18 protein-coding genes and 1 tRNA gene are annotated in these 16,772 nt (G+C 64.4%); 13 read left to right on the top strand and 6 right to left on the bottom strand.

Translation table 11 applies throughout. The annotated features are described in order from the left end of the window. Positions 1-54: 54 nt before the first annotated feature. Entirely contained in the window at positions 55-393 is a 339-nt protein-coding gene (locus AC07Y0_RS06125; RefSeq protein WP_498675511.1) for an Imm42 family immunity protein, read from the bottom strand. A gap of 305 nt (positions 394-698) precedes the next feature. Between AC07Y0_RS06125 and AC07Y0_RS06130 the strand changes: the two genes are divergently transcribed. The 5 genes from AC07Y0_RS06130 (at position 699) to AC07Y0_RS06150 (ending at position 4,305) form a co-directional block, all read left to right on the top strand. Further along, complete coding sequence (locus AC07Y0_RS06130) at positions 699-1,805, top strand: endonuclease/exonuclease/phosphatase family protein (protein WP_498675513.1); 1,107 nt, start codon at positions 699-701, stop codon at positions 1,803-1,805. After that, entirely contained in the window at positions 1,805-2,545 is a 741-nt protein-coding gene (locus tag AC07Y0_RS06135) for an NUDIX hydrolase (protein ID WP_498675515.1), read from the top strand. Before AC07Y0_RS06130 ends, AC07Y0_RS06135 begins: the two co-directional genes overlap by 1 nt. 73 nt (positions 2,546-2,618) lie before the next feature. Beyond that, on the top strand, positions 2,619-3,536 hold the full coding sequence (locus AC07Y0_RS06140; RefSeq protein WP_498675517.1) for a PhzF family phenazine biosynthesis protein: 918 nt from the start codon (positions 2,619-2,621) through the stop codon (positions 3,534-3,536). A gap of 125 nt (positions 3,537-3,661) precedes the next feature. Then, positions 3,662-3,737, top strand: a tRNA-Lys gene (locus tag AC07Y0_RS06145). A 238-nt stretch (positions 3,738-3,975) separates the two neighbouring features. Beyond that, positions 3,976-4,305, top strand: a complete 330-nt coding sequence (locus tag AC07Y0_RS06150) for a hypothetical protein (RefSeq protein ID WP_498675519.1) — start codon at positions 3,976-3,978, stop codon at positions 4,303-4,305. A 237-nt stretch (positions 4,306-4,542) separates the two neighbouring features. Here AC07Y0_RS06150 and AC07Y0_RS06155 read toward each other — a convergent pair whose 3' ends face one another. Genes AC07Y0_RS06155 through AC07Y0_RS06165 form a run of 3 tightly spaced genes read right to left on the bottom strand, consistent with a single transcriptional unit; the run spans position 4,543 to position 7,321 of the window. Continuing rightward, positions 4,543-5,343, bottom strand: coding sequence for a heme ABC transporter ATP-binding protein (locus tag AC07Y0_RS06155; RefSeq protein WP_498675520.1), 801 nt, complete (start codon positions 5,341-5,343; stop codon positions 4,543-4,545). Beyond that, entirely contained in the window at positions 5,343-6,422 is a 1,080-nt protein-coding gene (locus tag AC07Y0_RS06160; protein ID WP_498680181.1) for a FecCD family ABC transporter permease, read from the bottom strand. The genes AC07Y0_RS06155 and AC07Y0_RS06160 overlap by 1 nt, the downstream gene beginning before the upstream one ends. Before the next feature lie 5 nt (positions 6,423-6,427). Beyond that, on the bottom strand, positions 6,428-7,321 hold the full coding sequence (locus tag AC07Y0_RS06165) for a heme/hemin ABC transporter substrate-binding protein (protein ID WP_498675521.1): 894 nt from the start codon (positions 7,319-7,321) through the stop codon (positions 6,428-6,430). 231 nt (positions 7,322-7,552) lie between these two features. Between AC07Y0_RS06165 and hmuQ the strand changes: the two genes are divergently transcribed. From hmuQ to AC07Y0_RS06205, 8 genes are all read left to right on the top strand, one after another. Continuing rightward, on the top strand, positions 7,553-7,894 hold the full coding sequence (gene hmuQ / locus AC07Y0_RS06170) for a heme-degrading protein HmuQ (RefSeq protein ID WP_498675523.1): 342 nt from the start codon (positions 7,553-7,555) through the stop codon (positions 7,892-7,894). Between the two features lie 11 nt (positions 7,895-7,905). Next, a complete protein-coding gene (hutX, locus tag AC07Y0_RS06175) occupies positions 7,906-8,427 on the top strand; it encodes a heme utilization cystosolic carrier protein HutX (protein WP_498675525.1) in 522 nt (173 codons plus the stop codon). A gap of 152 nt (positions 8,428-8,579) precedes the next feature. Beyond that, positions 8,580-11,063: a mechanosensitive ion channel family protein gene (locus tag AC07Y0_RS06180; RefSeq protein ID WP_498675527.1), complete on the top strand. Its 2,484-nt coding sequence runs from the start codon at positions 8,580-8,582 to the stop codon at positions 11,061-11,063. A gap of 119 nt (positions 11,064-11,182) precedes the next feature. After that, positions 11,183-11,446, top strand: a complete 264-nt coding sequence (locus AC07Y0_RS06185) for a hypothetical protein (protein WP_498675528.1) — start codon at positions 11,183-11,185, stop codon at positions 11,444-11,446. 307 nt (positions 11,447-11,753) lie between these two features. Beyond that, entirely contained in the window at positions 11,754-12,575 is an 822-nt protein-coding gene (locus tag AC07Y0_RS06190; RefSeq protein ID WP_498675529.1) for a response regulator, read from the top strand. 117 nt (positions 12,576-12,692) lie between these two features. Next, on the top strand, positions 12,693-14,030 hold the full coding sequence (locus AC07Y0_RS06195; RefSeq protein ID WP_498675530.1) for a diguanylate cyclase: 1,338 nt from the start codon (positions 12,693-12,695) through the stop codon (positions 14,028-14,030). A 109-nt stretch (positions 14,031-14,139) separates the two neighbouring features. Then, positions 14,140-15,066, top strand: a complete 927-nt coding sequence (locus tag AC07Y0_RS06200; RefSeq protein ID WP_498675532.1) for an ABC transporter ATP-binding protein — start codon at positions 14,140-14,142, stop codon at positions 15,064-15,066. Continuing rightward, positions 15,063-15,824, top strand: a complete 762-nt coding sequence (locus AC07Y0_RS06205) for an ABC transporter permease (protein ID WP_498675535.1) — start codon at positions 15,063-15,065, stop codon at positions 15,822-15,824. Before AC07Y0_RS06200 ends, AC07Y0_RS06205 begins: the two co-directional genes overlap by 4 nt. A gap of 7 nt (positions 15,825-15,831) precedes the next feature. On the opposite strand, the gene AC07Y0_RS06210 is transcribed toward AC07Y0_RS06205, so the two are convergent. Continuing rightward, entirely contained in the window at positions 15,832-16,533 is a 702-nt protein-coding gene (locus AC07Y0_RS06210) for a TIGR02281 family clan AA aspartic protease (protein WP_498675537.1), read from the bottom strand. Next, positions 16,530-16,751 carry a DUF1289 domain-containing protein gene (locus AC07Y0_RS06215; RefSeq protein WP_454746202.1) on the bottom strand — a complete coding sequence of 74 codons (222 nt, stop codon included), beginning with the start codon at positions 16,749-16,751 and terminating at the stop codon, positions 16,530-16,532. Before AC07Y0_RS06215 ends, AC07Y0_RS06210 begins: the two co-directional genes overlap by 4 nt. Positions 16,752-16,772: the final 21 nt, after the last annotated feature.

Raw genomic sequence — 16,772 nt, forward strand, 5'->3', positions numbered from 1 at the left:
AGAGCTTGATCACCGACGTCCTTGAGTTCCGCCTCCACCCATACGCGATCATCATCATGAACAGCCGTTTCTCCGGAACGGTAGCTTCCTCGCGCCCAACGCATTGACAACGGACATCAGAGCGTCAGCCACTCGTGCAGCATCGACATTGGCCAGGACGGTTGCGAAATGCGTTCCGCGCCGCTGCAGTCGATTGTTCACTTCGCCGAAGGAACACCCCAGCATGGAGGCGCAAGAGTCCTTAACGCCAAAGGTTCGTCCGCCGACGTGAATGACAAAGAAACCTAGAGCGCGTTGCGAGAGAGCCGGAATGGCTTTCGTGATCACGCTTTCGACCGCAAATACGTTGCTGTCTCCGACAATCACCTGTTCTACCCCATCGTGACGCCCCAAGAAGGTGCCTTACCGCAAAAAGGTATGCCTGCCCAGACAGACTTGGACCTTGGCAGCGGCTCCCAAGATGAATCTCCAAGTGGAGACTGGATGCAAGAACAGTTGCGTCGTGTCTCTACGTTCTGATCCAGCGGTCGGTGGCGGCTCATAATGGCGGTTCCCTGGCGGTAGCCACCTAACGAGCGTTCACAAGGACTGCCCAGTGCCGGGCACGTGTAGTTTTCCTCATCGATCAACGGCATCGCGCGCCATATGTCCGTTCACGGAGGCTGGTCTATACTGGGTCGGAAAACGGGAAAAGAATCATGACGCTCAGGCTTGGCACGTTCAACATCGAGAACCTGATGACCAGGTTCGACTTCACCGGCTTTCGCAACCAGTTGCGCCAGGACCGGGTGATGCAGCTGTTCGAAGTGCGCAACGAGCAGGACTATCAGCGGCTGGAATCGGCCCGCGTGGTCTCCTCGACCGACGACACCCGCCAGCTCTCGGCGCTCGCCATCGCCGACATGGGGGCCGACATCCTGTGCCTGCAGGAGGTCGACAGCATGGAGGCGCTGAAGGCCTTCGAATACGGCTATCTGTTCCGCATGGTGGGTTCCGGCTATCGCCACAAATATCTCGTCGAGGGCAATGACAGCCGCGGCATCGACGTCGGCGTGATGATGCGCGACGAGACGCGGGACGGCGAGAAGATCGAGATCGTCGATATCCGCAGCCATGCGGCGCTGACCTATCGCGACCTCGACCTGTTTACCCCGGCGCTTGCGGCGACCGCCAAGGCCGACGACAAGATCTTCAAGCGCGACTGCCTGGAACTCGACCTGAAGATCGGCGGGCGGCCGCTGACCATCTATGTCGTGCATCTGAAATCGATGACCAGCGGGCGCGACGGGATCGACGGGCGCAGCTTCACCATGCCGGTGCGGGAAGCCGAAACCAAGGCGATCCGCCACATCATCGAAGCGCGCTTCGGCAAGGGCGAGACGGCCGACGAGAACTTCGTCATCTGCGGCGACATGAACGACTACCAGGAGCGGGTGGATGTGATCGGCGACCGGCGGCTCGGTCATCAGTTCGTCCACCGCGACCGGCTGGAGAGCGCGCTCGACGTGTTTTCCTCGGACGGTTTTGCCGAGAACGTCATGCGCCGGCGCGACCCGCTCGACCGCTGGACGCTCTATCATGCGCGCGGGCCGGAAGAGCAGCATCTCTGCCAGCTGGACTATCTCTGGCTGTCGCCGGCGCTGGCCCGCCGCAATGCCGGCAGGGCGCCGGAGATCATCCGCAACGGCCAACCCTTTCGCACGCCATTCCCGCCGGGGCAGACCGTGGAGCGTTACCCGCGCATCGGCTGGGACCGGCCGAAGGCTTCCGATCATTGCCCGATCGTCATGGCGCTGGAGCTCTGATGTCTGCGACCGATGCCGACAGCGCGACCGGCTTTCCGCCCGTGGCGCATTTGTTCCCGGTGGAGGGCGTCCGGCTGCGCGTGCTCGACGGCGCCCATCCGTTCCACCTGGAGAACCGGGCGGCGGCCAAAGCGAACTGGCAGGCGGAGATCGCCGCCAATCCGGCGCTGTACGACGGCCGCATGGTGTTCCAGCACCGGCTGTCACTCAGCAAGGGGGTGGTGGAGGGGGAGGGTTATGTCGTGCCCTATTCGACTTTTCTCTGGTGGCGCAAGCAGCCGCTCGGGCAGGGCGGCTTCCATGTCTTCGCCTTTCCGGTGATCGCCTCGGCGGACGGCGCGCTGATCGCGGTGCGCATGGGCGCGCACACCGCCAATGCCGGCCTGGTCTACTGCGCCGCCGGATCGCTCGATCCGCACGACATCGTCGACGGCCAGTGCGACATCGCCGGCAACATGGTGCGCGAGGTCCGCGAGGAAACCGGCCTCGACCTTGGCGAGGCGGCAACCGACGGGCGCTTCTTCGCCAGCTATGCCCGTCGGCGGCTGACCATCGCGCGGCTCTACCGCTTCGATCTGCCGGCCGGTGCGATCCTGGACCGGATCGCCGCGCATATGGAGGTCGACGAGGAGAAGGAGATCGCCGGTGCGGTAGCCATCCGCTCGCCCGATCCCGCAGCGCACCCCTACAATCCGGCCATGCTGCCTGTGCTCGACTGGTTCTTCGCCGGACCGCGCTGACATCGCTCGCTTGCGCGCGCGGGCAAGGTCGGGCAGTCTCTGGCCAAATCGATCAACGATCGCGGAGGATCCTTTGGCGCGGCATTATTCCATCTACGACGTCTTCACCGACCAGAAGCTCGCCGGCAATCCGCTCGCGGTGATCTTCGACGGCGAGGACCTGTCGCCCGCGGCGATGCAGGCCATCGCGGGGGAGACCAATCTGTCGGAGACGGTGTTCGTGCAGAAGGCCTCAAATCCCGCCCACTCCGCCCGCATCCGCATCTTCACGCCGGGACGGGAGCTGCCCTTTGCCGGCCATCCGACGGTCGGCGCCGCGGTGGCACTCGCCGAGCGCGCCTATGGCAACAACAGCGGCGGGCTCGATCTCGTCTCCGTGCTGGAGGAAAATGTCGGGCCGGTGCGCTGCGCCGTCAGGCTGCGCGACGGCGAGGCGAGCTTTGCCGAATTCGACCTGCCGAAGACCTCGATCCGCTACGAACTTGCCCTGGACCGTCAGGGCATCGCCGACGCGCTGGCGCTCAAGATCTCCGATATCGGCTTCGAGAATCACGTGCCGTCCGTCTGGGGCGCCGGCGTGCCCTTCCTGATGGTGCCGGTGCACAACCTGACCGCGGTGGAAACCCTGGAATTCGATTCGCAGCTCTGGGAGCGCATCGCGCCGCTCTGCGAAGGCATGCTGACTTCGGCCTATGTCTATTGCCGGGGCGGGGTGCATCATGCGGCGAAGTTCCACGCGCGAATGTTCTCCCCCGACATGGGCATTGCCGAGGACCCGGCGACCGGTTCGGCGGTCGCGGCCCTGTCCGGCGCCATCCATCATTTCGACGGGCTTCCGGACGGTCATCACCCGCTGATGGTCGAGCAGGGCGTGGAGATGGGGCGGCCGTCCTATATCCATCTGCATGTCGACGCCAAGGACGGCGAGATCAGCCGGGCGCGGATCGGCGGGCAGGCGGTGCGCATTGCGTCGGGAATTCTGGACCTCTGAAAACGTTGGCTTTTTTCGCTTCTTGTAATTTTTTTGAAGTTTGAGCCAAGTTTTTTTGCCTCAACGCTGGACAATATCGGAGATGCTGTTTATACGCGCTCTCACACCGCCGGAAGGCGTTGGTCGGGTGATTAGCTCAGTTGGTAGAGCAGCTGACTCTTAATCAGCGGGTCGTAGGTTCGAGCCCTACATCACCCACCATTTCAATCCCATAGCACTGTTTTCTGATGTTGCGCTTCAAGGCGCACGTCAGTGCTTGTCGGCCTTTGGCCGCCTTCTGCGCCGGGCCCTTGGCGCGTTTCCCGGCCGCGGTTCACGCAACCCGTTGCAGGCCATTATTGGCATCAGCCACGAATTCTCGCGCGCTTCAATTGCTTCGTCACGAAGGCAAGGGATATGTCGTTCCCGCCCACTTTCGGGCTTGGAGCATTGCAGCCATATGAAACGTATTCTCTCCGCCGCCGGTCTGCTGGCCGTCCTCTTCTCGACCTCCGCCCAGGCTGAAGATCTGGTCTTCACGCTGACCAACGGCACGAGCTCGGTGCTCACCCATTTCTACACCTCGCCGGTCGGCGTTGACAGCTGGGAAGGCGATGTGTTCGGCGATCACGTCCTGGAGCCGGGCGCAAGCGTTCAGCTGACCATTGCCGACGGGCGCACCCAGTGCGAATACGACATGCGCTTCGAGTTCGAGGAAAGCTCGGACCTCGATACGACCGAAGACAGCCAGAACCTCTGCGAACTGGGTTCCTACACGATCCACGAATAAGCGTTCCGACCTCACGGTGCCGCCGGCCGAAGGCTGGCGGCCCGTTCCTTGCCCGGCTCAGCGTCTTCGACAGCGCTGCGATTCCCTCGACCGGCCGGCAGATTGCCGGTCCGCACCACAGCGACAATCGGAAAATGCCCTTTTGTTCCCTCCGGTTCGTGGCGATGTTCGCCCCGTGTTCCCGTTTTTGCGGTCGATTGATCGATTCCCGCCTGTGGATTGCTGTGGATAACTTGCCTAGCCGGCTTTCGCGCGCGGCGCGTGCCGGGATTGCGGCAGCACGAAGGGCACGGACGCCGCCGGAAGGCGTCCGACCGCGCCGCTGATGCCGTAGACATCCGCGATGACCCGGTCGTCGATCGTGGCGAGCGGCGACCCTTCCGACACGATCCGACCATGATGCATGACCACCAGATGGTCGGCGAACTCCGCCGCGAGGTTGAGGTCGTGGAGGATGGCGAGAACCGCGCCGCCACGCCGGGCGAAATCGCGGGCGATCTCCAGCACGCCGATCTGGTGGCCGATGTCGAGGCTTGAGGTCGGCTCGTCGAGGAAGAGGGCACGGGCGCGGCCGTGTTCGACCGGCAAGGGCACCTGAGCGAGTGCGCGGGCGAACTGGACGCGCTGCTGCTCGCCGCCCGAAAGGGCGCGGCAGGGGCGCGCCTCGAAGCCTTCGAGCCCGACGCGGACAAGGGCAGCCCGGGCAGCCCGGGTCGGATCGAGGCTGCCATTGGCGATCGCCCCCATGCGCACGACTTCGAGCGCGGTGAAGGGGAAGGACAGCGTGGTCGACTGCGGCAGCACGGCGCGATCGGCCGCAAGCTCGACGGCGGACAGCCGGGCGAGCGGCCTTTCATGGCAGAAGACCTGGCCGCGATCGGGTGGGATCTCGCCGGACAGGGCCTTGAGCAGGGTCGATTTTCCCGCGCCGTTCGGGCCGATCACGACCGTGAACACACCGGGCCGCAGCGCCAGATCGACATCGGCGACCAGGGCGCGGCCATCTCGGATGACGCTGGCATTCTGCGCGACGAACATCACAGGCCCTCCATGGCGGCGCGGCCGTTGCGGCCGAGCAGCAGCATGAGGAAGACCGGGGCGCCGAGAATGGCAGTGATGATGCCGATCGGCAGTTCGGCCGGGGCAGCGACCGTGCGGGCGAGGCTGTCGGCCAGGAGCAGCAGGCTTGCGCCGCCTAGTGCCGAGGCCGGCAGCAGGAAGCGGTGCGACGGGCCGATCGCCAGCCGGAGCAGGTGCGGAACGACGATGCCGACGAAGGAGATCGATCCGGCGACAGCCACAGTCGCGCCGCAGGCGGCGGCGACCGCAAGGATCGAGATGCGCTTCAGCCGCTGTACCGGCACGCCCATGTGGAAGGCGGCGGCGTCGCCCAGCACCAGTGCGTCCAGACCGCGGGCAGCGAAGGGCAGGGCGGCCATGACGAGAAGGATGAAGGGCAGGATGGACAGCACCTTGGCATAGGTCGCGCCGCCCAGCGACCCGAGCGACCAGAAGGTGATGTCGCGCAGCGCCCGGTCGTCGGCAACGAAGATCAACAGACCGGTCGCCGCCGCACTCATGGCGCCGATGGCGATGCCCGACAGGATGAGCGCGGTGGTCGAGGTCTGGCCGTTGCGGGTAGCGATGGCATAGAGCAGGAAGGTGTTGGCGAGGCCGCCGGAAAAGGCCATGACCGGCAGGAACTGGTTGCCGAACAGGGCCTGGAGCGGCGCCAGCACCGTGCCGCCAAGCACGATGGCGCAGACCGCGGCGAAGGCCGCGCCCGATGTGACGCCGACAATGCCGGGATCGGCCAGCGGATTGCGGAACAGTCCCTGCATCATGGCGCCGGAAATGCCGAGGCCGGCGCCCACCAGCAGGCCAAGCGCCGTGCGCGGCAGGCGGACCGCTTCCAGGATGATGCGGTCCTGGTCGGCGAGGCTGTCGGCTTCGCCGCCGAGATAGGTGACGAGGTCCTGCAGTCCGACCCCGGTCGGACCGCTGATCAGCGAGATCAGGGCCGCGCCGGCCAGCAGGACCAGCAGTAGCAGGATGACGGCGATGCCGAGGCCGGAACGATCGCCGGCGACCGATGCCCGTCCCATCAACGAAGCCATCGCGCTCACGGCTTCACGTCGTCCGGATAGAGCTTGGCCGCCAGGTCGAGCGCCGCCTGCGGCGTGCGCGGGCCGAGACCGAGCAAATAGAGCCCGTCCATGGCGATGAAGGCCTGGGCCTTTCCGGCGGGACTGGACTGCAGGGCGGGCAGGGCGAAGGCCTGTTCGGCGGTCAGGTGCATGGCCGGATTGTCCATCACCAGCACGACTTCGGGTGCGGCAGCAATCACCGCCTCGTCGCTCAGCGGCTTGTAGCCGGCGATGCCGTCAGCCGCATTGATGCCGCCGGCGAGCCGGATGATGGCGTCGGCCGAGGTGTCGGTACCGGCAGCCATGACGCGGCCATTGGCGAGCGACAGGGCGAAGAGCACGCGCTTCTTCGGCACGGGAAGGGCGGATACCCGGCTTTCCAGCGTCTTCAGGGCGGCATCGACCTCGGAGGCGAGCCTGTCCGCCGCGTCGGCCTTGCCGACGGCTGCGCCGACCGCGCGGATCTTGCCGGCGATCGCACCTGCCTCGGGCGGCGTCGGAATGGAAACGATCGGAATGCCGCTGGCCTTGAGGATGGCCATCGCGTCGGCCGGGCCGGCACCGGCTTCGGCGATGATCAGGTCGGGCTTCTGCGACAGCACGCCCTCGGCGGAGAGCTGGCGGATATAACCGACATCGGGCTTGTCGGCCGCGCTCGCCGGATAGGTGCTGGTGCTGTCGACGGCGACGATGCGGACGTCCTCGCCCAGCGCATAGATGATCTCCGTCACTGTTCCGCCGATCGATACGATCCGTTTCGCATCCGTCGGGACCTCCTCGGCGCGGGCCGATGCGCCGGCAAGCGCCAGGAGAACAAGGGGCGCGGCGAGGGTTCTTGCGGCGGTGCGCGAGGCTCGGAAAAACTGCATGCTGGAAAATTCCTGTTGCCAAAAGGGAAGCGCTACCGGCACGCTGAGCGCCGGAAGCCGAATGATCGGGGTGCGCCGTTGCCGGCGACATTTAACTTGACATAAATACACAAGTTTAAATACCAAGGCAACACGGCGCCTCCGCGACACGGGTGCGAAGGGCGGCAGCGGAACGGCCATTGTCGACCCATCCGGCGACTTGCCCGACAGACACAAGAGAGGATTTCAGCCATGTTTATTGCGATGAACCGTTTTCGGGTCGTGCCCGGCCACGAGGAGGCCTTCGAGGCCATGTGGGCGAACCGCAAGGGCCGTCTCGCCGAGGTGCCTGGCTATGTGGAATTCCACATGCTGAAGGGCCCGACCGCCGAAGATCACACGCTTTATGCCTCGCATGCCGTCTGGGAGACCGAGGAGCATTTCAAGGCCTGGACCAAATCCGAGCAGTTCCGTGCCGCTCATGCTCGTGCCGGCGAATCCAAGGTCCAGTACCTGTCCGGCCCGCATTTCGAGGGTTTCGAGGTCATCATCCACGAGGACCGCGACGGCAAGCGCGTCGACCAGGCGGCGTGAGGAGCAGTACGATGGATATGCCGACAACCAGCCACGAGCGCGCCGAGCGGGCGCGCGCAGCACTTGCCGAAATGCCCGACGGTGTCGTCGAGGCGATCGCCGTTCAGGCTGACGTGACCCCGGCCGAGGTTCTGGCGGTCCTGCCGGCCGGCGCCGCAGTGCTGGCCTCCTCCGATCAATTCCTGCCGATTTGGCAGGACATGGCAGGCTGGGGCGACGTGCTGATGATCGTCCACACCGACGACATCGTGCTGGAGGTCGAGGGGACGCTGCCGGAGGGCAGCGAGGGCCACGGCTGGTTCAACATCCACGGCGACAGTCCGATCGGCGGGCATATCCGCAAGGATCGCTGCGCCTCGATCGCCTTCGTCGACCGCGGCTTCCATGGACGACGGTCGTGTTCCGTCTGGTTCATGAACGGCGACGGCCGGGCGATGTTCAAGGTCTTCGTGCGGCGCGACGCGGAGAAGGCGTTGCTGGCCGACCAGTTGCAGCGGTTCGAAGCGTTGCGCAAGGCGATGGCAACCGCCTGAGCCGCCCGTTCGCGGCTCTGCCGATTTGATCGCCGGGTGTCCTCACCGACGCCCGGCGATTTTCGTCGTAAGGGCTCGTCATGGCGTTCTTTCTTTTGGCTAAAACAGCCACTATGGTCCGCGCAGATTTGAGACCATTGCAAGGACCGACTTTGTTTCGCAACCGCCGCCTCTTTCCGTTCGCCCTCGTCATGGCGCTGGCTTTCCAGCCCCTCGTCGCGGCCTACTGCGCTGTCCCAGCATTCGCCCAGGACGTCGTGCCGGCGCGGGACGATGTCATCGAGAGCGTCAGCGCCCAGATCGCGGAGGCGGAAAAGCAGCTGGGCGTGGTCGAGGGGCAGGTCGAGGAGCGCAAGAGCGACGACGCGGCGCTGGTTGACATCAAGGTCAAGGCCGACGAACTCATCCGCCAGTTGCTGAAGATATCGGTCGAGCTCAGGCCCCGCTTCAACGACGTGAAGGCGCGGCTGGCCCAGCTCGGCGAGAAGCCGGCCGAAGGCGAACCGGAAGAGGCGCCGAGCGTCACCGAGGAACGCAATCGCCTGAATGCGGCGCGCCTCGAGATCAACACGCTGACCGGGCGGGCGGAAGACCTGTCGATCCGTGCGTCCAACCTCTCCGACACCATCACCGACCTCCGGCGTCAATTGTTCACCGAGCGCCTGTTCGAACACACCGAGATTTCCGGCGACGTGGTCGATGACGCGATCAACGCTTTCTCGGCGGAATTCAGCGACTTCCAGCGCACCGTCAGCAGCTGGTTCTCCTTCATCTGGAAGTACAAGCGGGTGCCGCTCGGCACGGCCGTCACGCTGTCGCTCGCCATGGCGCTGGTGCTTCTCGTCAGCGAATACCGGCTGTTCGGTTCGCTCATCCGCCGGGACCCGGCCGAGAGCGATCCCAGCTATATGAGCCGGTTCTCGGTGGCGTTCTGGTCGACGATCCTGCCGGCCCTGGCCCTTGCCGCCTTCCTCGTCGCGAGCTTCTTCTTTCTCGACACGTTCAATGTGCTGCGGCCGGACATCGCGCCGATCGCCGCAGCGCTGTTCGGTTTTGGCGGGCTCGTCTTCTTCGTCGCCATGCTGGCGCGGGCGGTGCTTGCGCCGAAGGCGCCGAGCTGGCGGCTCGTCAAGCTGTCCGACAAGGGCGCGCGCGACCTGAACTTCGCCGTGCTCTCCATGGCGGTCGTCAACGGCTCCGATTACGTGCTCGGCGCGGTCAGCGAGACCTTGAGCTCTCCCGTCGTGCTCACGGTGATGAAGAGCTTCCTTTCCTCGGTCGTGGTCGGGCTGATCGTCTTCGTGGTCTCCTTCCTGCGCCCGATGCTCGCCCAAAGCGGCGATCCGTCGGAGCGAGGCCGGTCCTGGCCGAAGGCGGTCGCGGTGCCGTTGCGCATCATCGGCATCGGCCTGATCGTGCTGAGCGCTATCGGCTATGTCGGGCTGTCCCGTTTCCTTGCGACGCAGATGGTCCTGACCGGCGCCGTCGTCGCCACCATGTATATCGGCATTCTCTCCGGCAAGGCGATTTCGGCTGCGAACCAGTTCGGCGAGACGCGGGTCGGCCGGTATCTGGGGCAAAGGTTCTCCCTCAAGCCGGTGGCACTGGACCAGGCCGGCATCGTCGCCGGTCTGCTGATCTACGTCTTCGCGCTGTCGATCGGCATTCCGCTCATCCTGATCTCCTGGGGCTTCCAGCCGCGCGATCTGGAGCTCTGGCTGATCAATATCTTCACCGAGATCAATGTCGGCACGATCCGCATCTCGATCTTCGGCATCCTGGGCGGCATCCTGCTGTTCACCCTCGGCCTGGTCGCGACGCGCTGGCTGCAGAAATGGCTCGACGGCAATGTCATGGCCCGCTCGCAGGTCGATGCCGGCGTGCGCAATTCGGTCAAGACCGGAGTCGGCTATCTCGGCACCGGGATCGCCGGACTGATCGGCATATCGGCGGCGGGCATCGACCTGTCGAGCCTCGCCCTGGTCGCCGGCGCCCTGTCGCTCGGCATCGGCTTCGGCCTGCAGAACATCGTCTCCAACTTCGTCTCCGGCCTGATCCTCCTGGTCGAGCGGCCCTTCAAGGTCGGCGACTGGGTGGCGACCGGCACGACGGAGGGCTTCGTGCGCCGCATTTCGGTGCGCGCCACCGAGATCGAGACGTTCCAGCGCCAGTCGATCATCGTGCCGAACTCGGAACTCATCAACGCGCCGGTCGGCAACTGGACCCATCGCAACAAGCTTGGCCGCATCGAGATCCCGGTCAGCGTCTCCTATGAGAGCGACCCACGCCAGGTGATGGACCTGCTGATGGAGATCGCGCTCGCCCATCCGGGCCTTTTGCGCAATCCGGAGCCGGTGGTGCTGTTCAACGGCTTCGGTGCGTCCTCGCTCGATTTCGAGCTGCGCGGCTTCATCGGCGACGTGCTGGGCGCCCTGCCAATCCGCAACGAATTGCGGGTGACGATCCTCGAGCGGTTCCGTTCGCAGCGCATCCTCATGCCCTATCCCCATCAGGAGGTGCACCTGCATCTCGACGAGGAGGCCCGACGTGTTTTCGGTGGTCGGGCCAGAGCCCGCAACCAGGAGACCCGGACGGATTTGCGCGATCTCCCGGATGATGACAAGATCCTGCCATGAACGGCATGTTCAGCAGGCGTTCAGGGGAAGCATATTAGAAGAGGGGCATGCCTGATCGACCGGCAACAGCCGGCGGACGGGCAAAACGAGAGGGCGGCGCAGCAAGCGCCGAATGCGTAATGATCAAGTTTCTGGCAGCCACAGTGGTCCTTTTCGGCTCGGCGAGCGGTGCCTGGGCTGCGTCGATATCCAATGCCGGTTCGAGTGCCGTCGTCTTGACCGTCGTCGAAGACGGCAACCGCACGGAAGTCGCGATCGATGCCGGCGCCTCCGAGACCATCTGCCCGTCGGGCTGTTTCCTGACCCTGCCGAACGGCGACCGCATCGGCCTCGAGGGGGGCGAAACCGTCGAGATCAAGGATGGCGCTGCCACGGTCAAGTAGCCGGCTCCCGATCAGCAAACAGAATCGGCAGAATACAGCGCCCGGCCAAGTCCGAGCGCTTTTGCGTGTTCAGGGCGTGGCAACGCGCGGCCACCCGACCGAGAAAGACGCGGGATTCGGCCGGGACCCTGCGGCATCTTGTCCCCGGTCGCTGCACAGCAGGCAATCGTCAAGAAGAGACACAAGTGACGCCTCGGCTTTTATGACGAATTAATCTTCGCATGCTTCGATCGCATATCGTCGATTAACGGATCTGCAAGCCGTATCGGCTAAAATGCCAATAGTTCTCTCAGGTTGAAGGCGCGTCATGGCTTTTCTAGGCATTTCCGGAATGCAATATTCCGGAGAAACTTTCCCGGATGTTCGAATCATTGTTGCCGAGGATTCGAACGTCTTCACGTCCATGATCAGTACGCGCATGAGGGAGTTGTTCGGCATCAATGTCGAGATCTGCAGAACCTTCGAGGACCTGCAGGCCGCGAACGAGCTATCGGAAGAAGCCGTTACGCTGGCGATCTCCAACATCAATCTGCCCGGAGCGGAAAACGGCGAGGCGCTCGAATATCTGATCGACCAGAACATCCCCGTGGTCGTCTTTACCGGCACGTTCCAGGAGCAGACCCGCGAAAAGCTGCTCGCCAAGGACATTGTCGACTACATCCTCAAGGACAATATCTTCGCCGTCGAAATGCTCGCCGAGTCGGTCTATCGCTTCCTGACCAATCATCGCCATCACGTCTTGATCGTCGACGACAGCCCGACGGCCCGGGCGCTGCTGTCGAGCCGCCTGAAGCGCTACAATTTCCGCGTCAGCACCGCCGAAAGCGGAGCCAAGGCGCTTGAGATCCTCAAGTCCAATCCGGACATCGGCCTCGTGGTGACGGACTACAATATGCCGGACATCGATGGCTTCGAGCTGACGCGACGCATCCGTGGCGCGCGCGGCAGCCACGAGCTTCGCATCATTGGCGTGTCGTCCTCGACCAATCGCCTGCTGTCCGCCCGCTTCCTCAAGGTCGGCGGCAACGACTTCATGCTGCGTCCGTTCATCGATGAAGAGTTCTATTGTCGGGTCAACCAGAACCTCGACACGCTCGTGCAGATCAAGGCGGCGACGGCACGCAAGTAAGCCACCGGACCGCAGGACTGTCGAATTTTTTGCCGATCCGGGGAGGGATTCTCGGGTCGGAGACTGTGTACTCTGTGCGCATTTTTGAAAACCGACTGATTTCCGAAGGCAAATACCATGTCACTGCCGAGCGAACCGTCACCAGGATCTCATGCCGCATCGCGCAAACGTGCGCATGTGCTGGTAATCGAGGATTCCCGCACCTTTTCCTCCCTGCTCTGCCATCGCTTCGAGAAGGAGCACGGGCTCAGGGTCACGCATTGCGCGTCGACCAAGGCATTCCACCAAGCGGCTGAGGCGACGAATCAACCCTTCGACGCGGCGGTGGTCGATCTCAACCTGCCCGATTCGCCCGATGGCCAGATCCTCGACGAAGTCGTGGCGATGGGCATTCCGGCCGTGGTGTTCACCGCGGATTTCAACCGCCACATGCGCGAGCGCCTGGTCGAACGCGGCGTCGCCGATTACGTCATCAAGAACAACGAGCGTGCCGTCGACATGGTCGTCTCCGCGGTCGAGCGCGTTCTCTCCAACCGCCATGTGCGGGTGCTGGTGGTCGACGACGTGGCCTCGGCGCGCAAGATGCTCACCGACCTGCTCAGGGTGCAGCAATTCCAGGTCTTCGAGGCGACGACCGGCAGCGAGGCCCTCGACATGCTGGTGCGCCATCCGGGCATCGACATGGTCCTCACCGATTACAACATGCCGGACATGGACGGCTACGAGCTGACCCGGCGCATCCGCCGCGAACATGGGTCCGACCGCCTGAGGATCATCGGTATCTCCTCGTCCGCGGATCGGCTCCTCTCGGCAAGCTTCCTCAAGGCCGGCGCCAACGACTTCGTCTATCGGCCCTTCGTGGTCGAGGAACTGCAGTGCCGGATCGGCCACAATATCGAGACCCTGTCGCAGATGCGCCAACTGCGGCTTGCCGCCTTCAGCGACTATCTCACCGGCCTGCGCAACCGCCGCCACTTCTTCGACGAAGGCCCTGCCCGTGTCGCGAGCTGCCTCGATAGGGGAGAGGCCTGCAGCATGGCCATGCTCGACATCGATCATTTCAAGCAGCTCAACGACACCTACGGACACGAGATTGGTGACCGCGTGCTGAAGGCCGTCGCCACGCGGCTGTCGAGCCTGGTGGAAGACAACGACTACCTGCTGGCGCGGCTCGGTGGCGAGGAGTTCGGCATTCTGCTGACAGGCATGGATTGCGAGAGCGCAAGCCAGTTCTGCGAAACCGTGCGCCGGTGCGTGGCCGAATTGCGGGTCGCGCTCGACGATACCGACATCGCGGTGACCGCGTCGATCGGGGTTGCCGAAGTGGCGGGGCTGGAGAATTTCAGCAATTACCTCAACGCGGCAGACCAGTTTCTCTATCTCGCCAAGCGCTACGGCCGCAACCGGGTCTATTCCGACAACACGCTCCTGCGGATGCTCGCCACCGGCGGCTGAGGCCTGCCCGCATCTTCCGGTCCGCCCGAGGCCGGGCGGAACGCTGGCAATCGCCGGCGCGCTGCCTATATAGGGCAGACGACCTTCCTCCCATCCGGAGTCTCCGGCCATGGCCCCCATCATTTCCGTGCGTTCCCTCTCCAAGACCTATGCCAACGGGTTCAAGGCGCTCGACGACGTGTCGCTCGACATCGAGGAGGGCGAGATCCTTGCCTTGCTCGGCCCGAACGGCGCAGGCAAGACGACGCTGATCTCCATCATCTGCGGTATCGCCAATCCGAGCGAAGGCTCGGTGACGGTGGACGGCTACGACGTGGTGCGCGACTTCCGCAAGACCCGCGGTCTGATCGGCCTGGTGCCGCAGGAACTGACCACCGACATGTTCGAGACCGTGGTCAACACGGTCAGCTTCTCCCGCGGCCTGAACGGGAAGAAGCCGGCGCCGGAGCATATCGACAAGCTGCTGCGCGAACTGACGCTGTTCGAGAAGCGCAACAATGCGCTGCGCGAACTGTCGGGCGGCATGAAGCGCCGGGTGTTGATCGCCAAAGCCTTGTCGCACGAGCCGCGCATCCTGTTTCTCGACGAGCCGACCGCCGGCGTCGATGTCAGCCTGCGCAAGGACATGTGGCAGCTGGTGCGCCGCCTGCGCGAAGGGGGCGTGACCATCATCCTCACCACCCACTACATCGAGGAAGCGCAGGAGATCGCCGACCGCATCGGCATCATCGACCGTGGCCGGCTGATGCTGGTCGAGGACAAGGACACGCTGATGCGCAAGCTCGGCGGCAAGCAGCTGAGCATCGAATTGAAGGCGCCGATCAGCGAGATACCCGAGGCGCTTGCCGCCTGGAACCTCTCGCTGTCCGAGACCGGCGAGCAGCTGGTTTACCAGTATGACGACGAGAGCAATCACGGCGGCATCGCGCGGCTCTTGGCAGCCGTCGAGGCGGCGGGCATCGGTTTTGCCGACCTGTCGACCCACCAGACCTCGCTGGAAGACATTTTCGTTTCCCTGATCGGAGAAGGCAGATGAATTTCGAAGCGATCAAGGCGATCTATTATTACGAAATGGCGCGCACGCGCCGCACCCTGCTGCAGAGCGTGGTCTCGCCGGTCATTACCACGGCGCTCTACTTCATCGTCTTCGGCGCGGCCGTCGGTTCGCGCATGGAGCCGGTCGACGGCGTCGGCTATGGCGGCTTCATCACCCCGGGCCTGATCATGCTGACGCTGATCACCCAGTGCGTGGCGAACGGCTCGAGCGGCATCTATTTCCCGAAATTCACCGGCACGATCTACGAGATCCTCTCGGCGCCGATCGCCATGACGGAAATCCTCATCGGCTATGTCGGCGCAGCGGCGACCAAGGGCATGATCATCGGCCTGATCATTCTCGCCACGGCCGCCTTCTTCGTCGACCTGCGCATCGATCACCCTGTCCTGATGCTGTTCTTCATGCTGCTGACGGCGATCGCCTTCAGCCTGGCCGGATTCATCATCGGCATCTGGGCGAAGAACTTCGAACAGCTGAGCATGGTACCGATGCTGGTCGTTCCGCCGCTGACCTTCCTCGGCGGCACCTTCTACTCGGTGAGCGTGCTGCCGCCCTTCTGGCAGACGGTCAGCCATTTCAATCCGGTGCTCTATCTGGTGAGCGGCTTCCGCTGGAGCTTCTTCGAGGTGTCGGACGTGCATCCGCTGATCAGCCTCGGCATGATCGGCCTGTTCCTCGCCGTCTGCCTCGGCTTTCTCGCCTGGGTGTTCCGCACGGGCTACAAGCTGCGCGCCTGACCACCGTTCAGTCGCGCAGGCGCAGTTCGTCGCTCTGCATCTGCAGCGAGCCGAGCGTCGACAGGAAGCTCATGCCGAGCAGGCTCTGGTCGAGCTGGCCCTTTTCGATCACGGCGGCCTGGATGCCTTCGCGCAGGATCGGACCAAGCGCCACCTGCCGCAGGCGGACCGGCGCCGCCATGGCCCGACCGTTGGCCGTCAGGATCGTCTGGGTGAAGGCGAGGTCGGCGGGATCGATGCCGATGCGCATGGCATCCTCGTAGCGCAGAGCCACGGCGCTCGCGCCGGTGTCGATCAGCACCGGAACCGATACCCCGTTGACGTCGACCGAGGTTTCGAAATGGCCGCCGAGCGACTTGTGCAGGATGACCTCCGCCGCGCCCTCGCTGGTGGTGACGACCACGGCGTGGCCGGGGATGAGCCCGGCCAGCAGCCGGTCTCCGATCGACTGCAATTCCATGCGGTAGAGATAGCCGGTGACGAGCGCGAGCATGATCAGCAGCCAGACGGCGAGCTGCCGGGCGCTCTCGCCCAGCGAGCGGCGCGAGGCGACAAGGCCGACCGACAGCAGGGCGGCGAAGGGCAGCAGGCGGATGAAGCTGCCGAAATCCTCGTTGGCCATGCCGAAGCTCTGTCCGGTGTCGTGGTTGACGACGAGCACGGCGAGGCCGAAGCCGAGAATGGCAAGAACGATGATCAGCCGCATCAATTGGTCTCCCGCTCCCTGGCCATGCGGCTGCGGCGGGTCTCGCGGCGTGGCTTGCGCTCGACGGTCTCGAGGCGCGCGGGCAGGGCGGCCATGATCGCGCGGCGCTCGGCGTCGGTATAGCTCGTCCAGGCGCCGATCTCGTCGCCGGTGCGGCCGCAGCCGAAGCAGTAACCGGTGTTCATGTCGATCGAGCAGACGAGGATGCAGGGCGATTCCATCAGGCGGCCTTGGTTACGGGG

The organism is Allorhizobium sp. GW101-3B10, assembly GCF_059424725.1.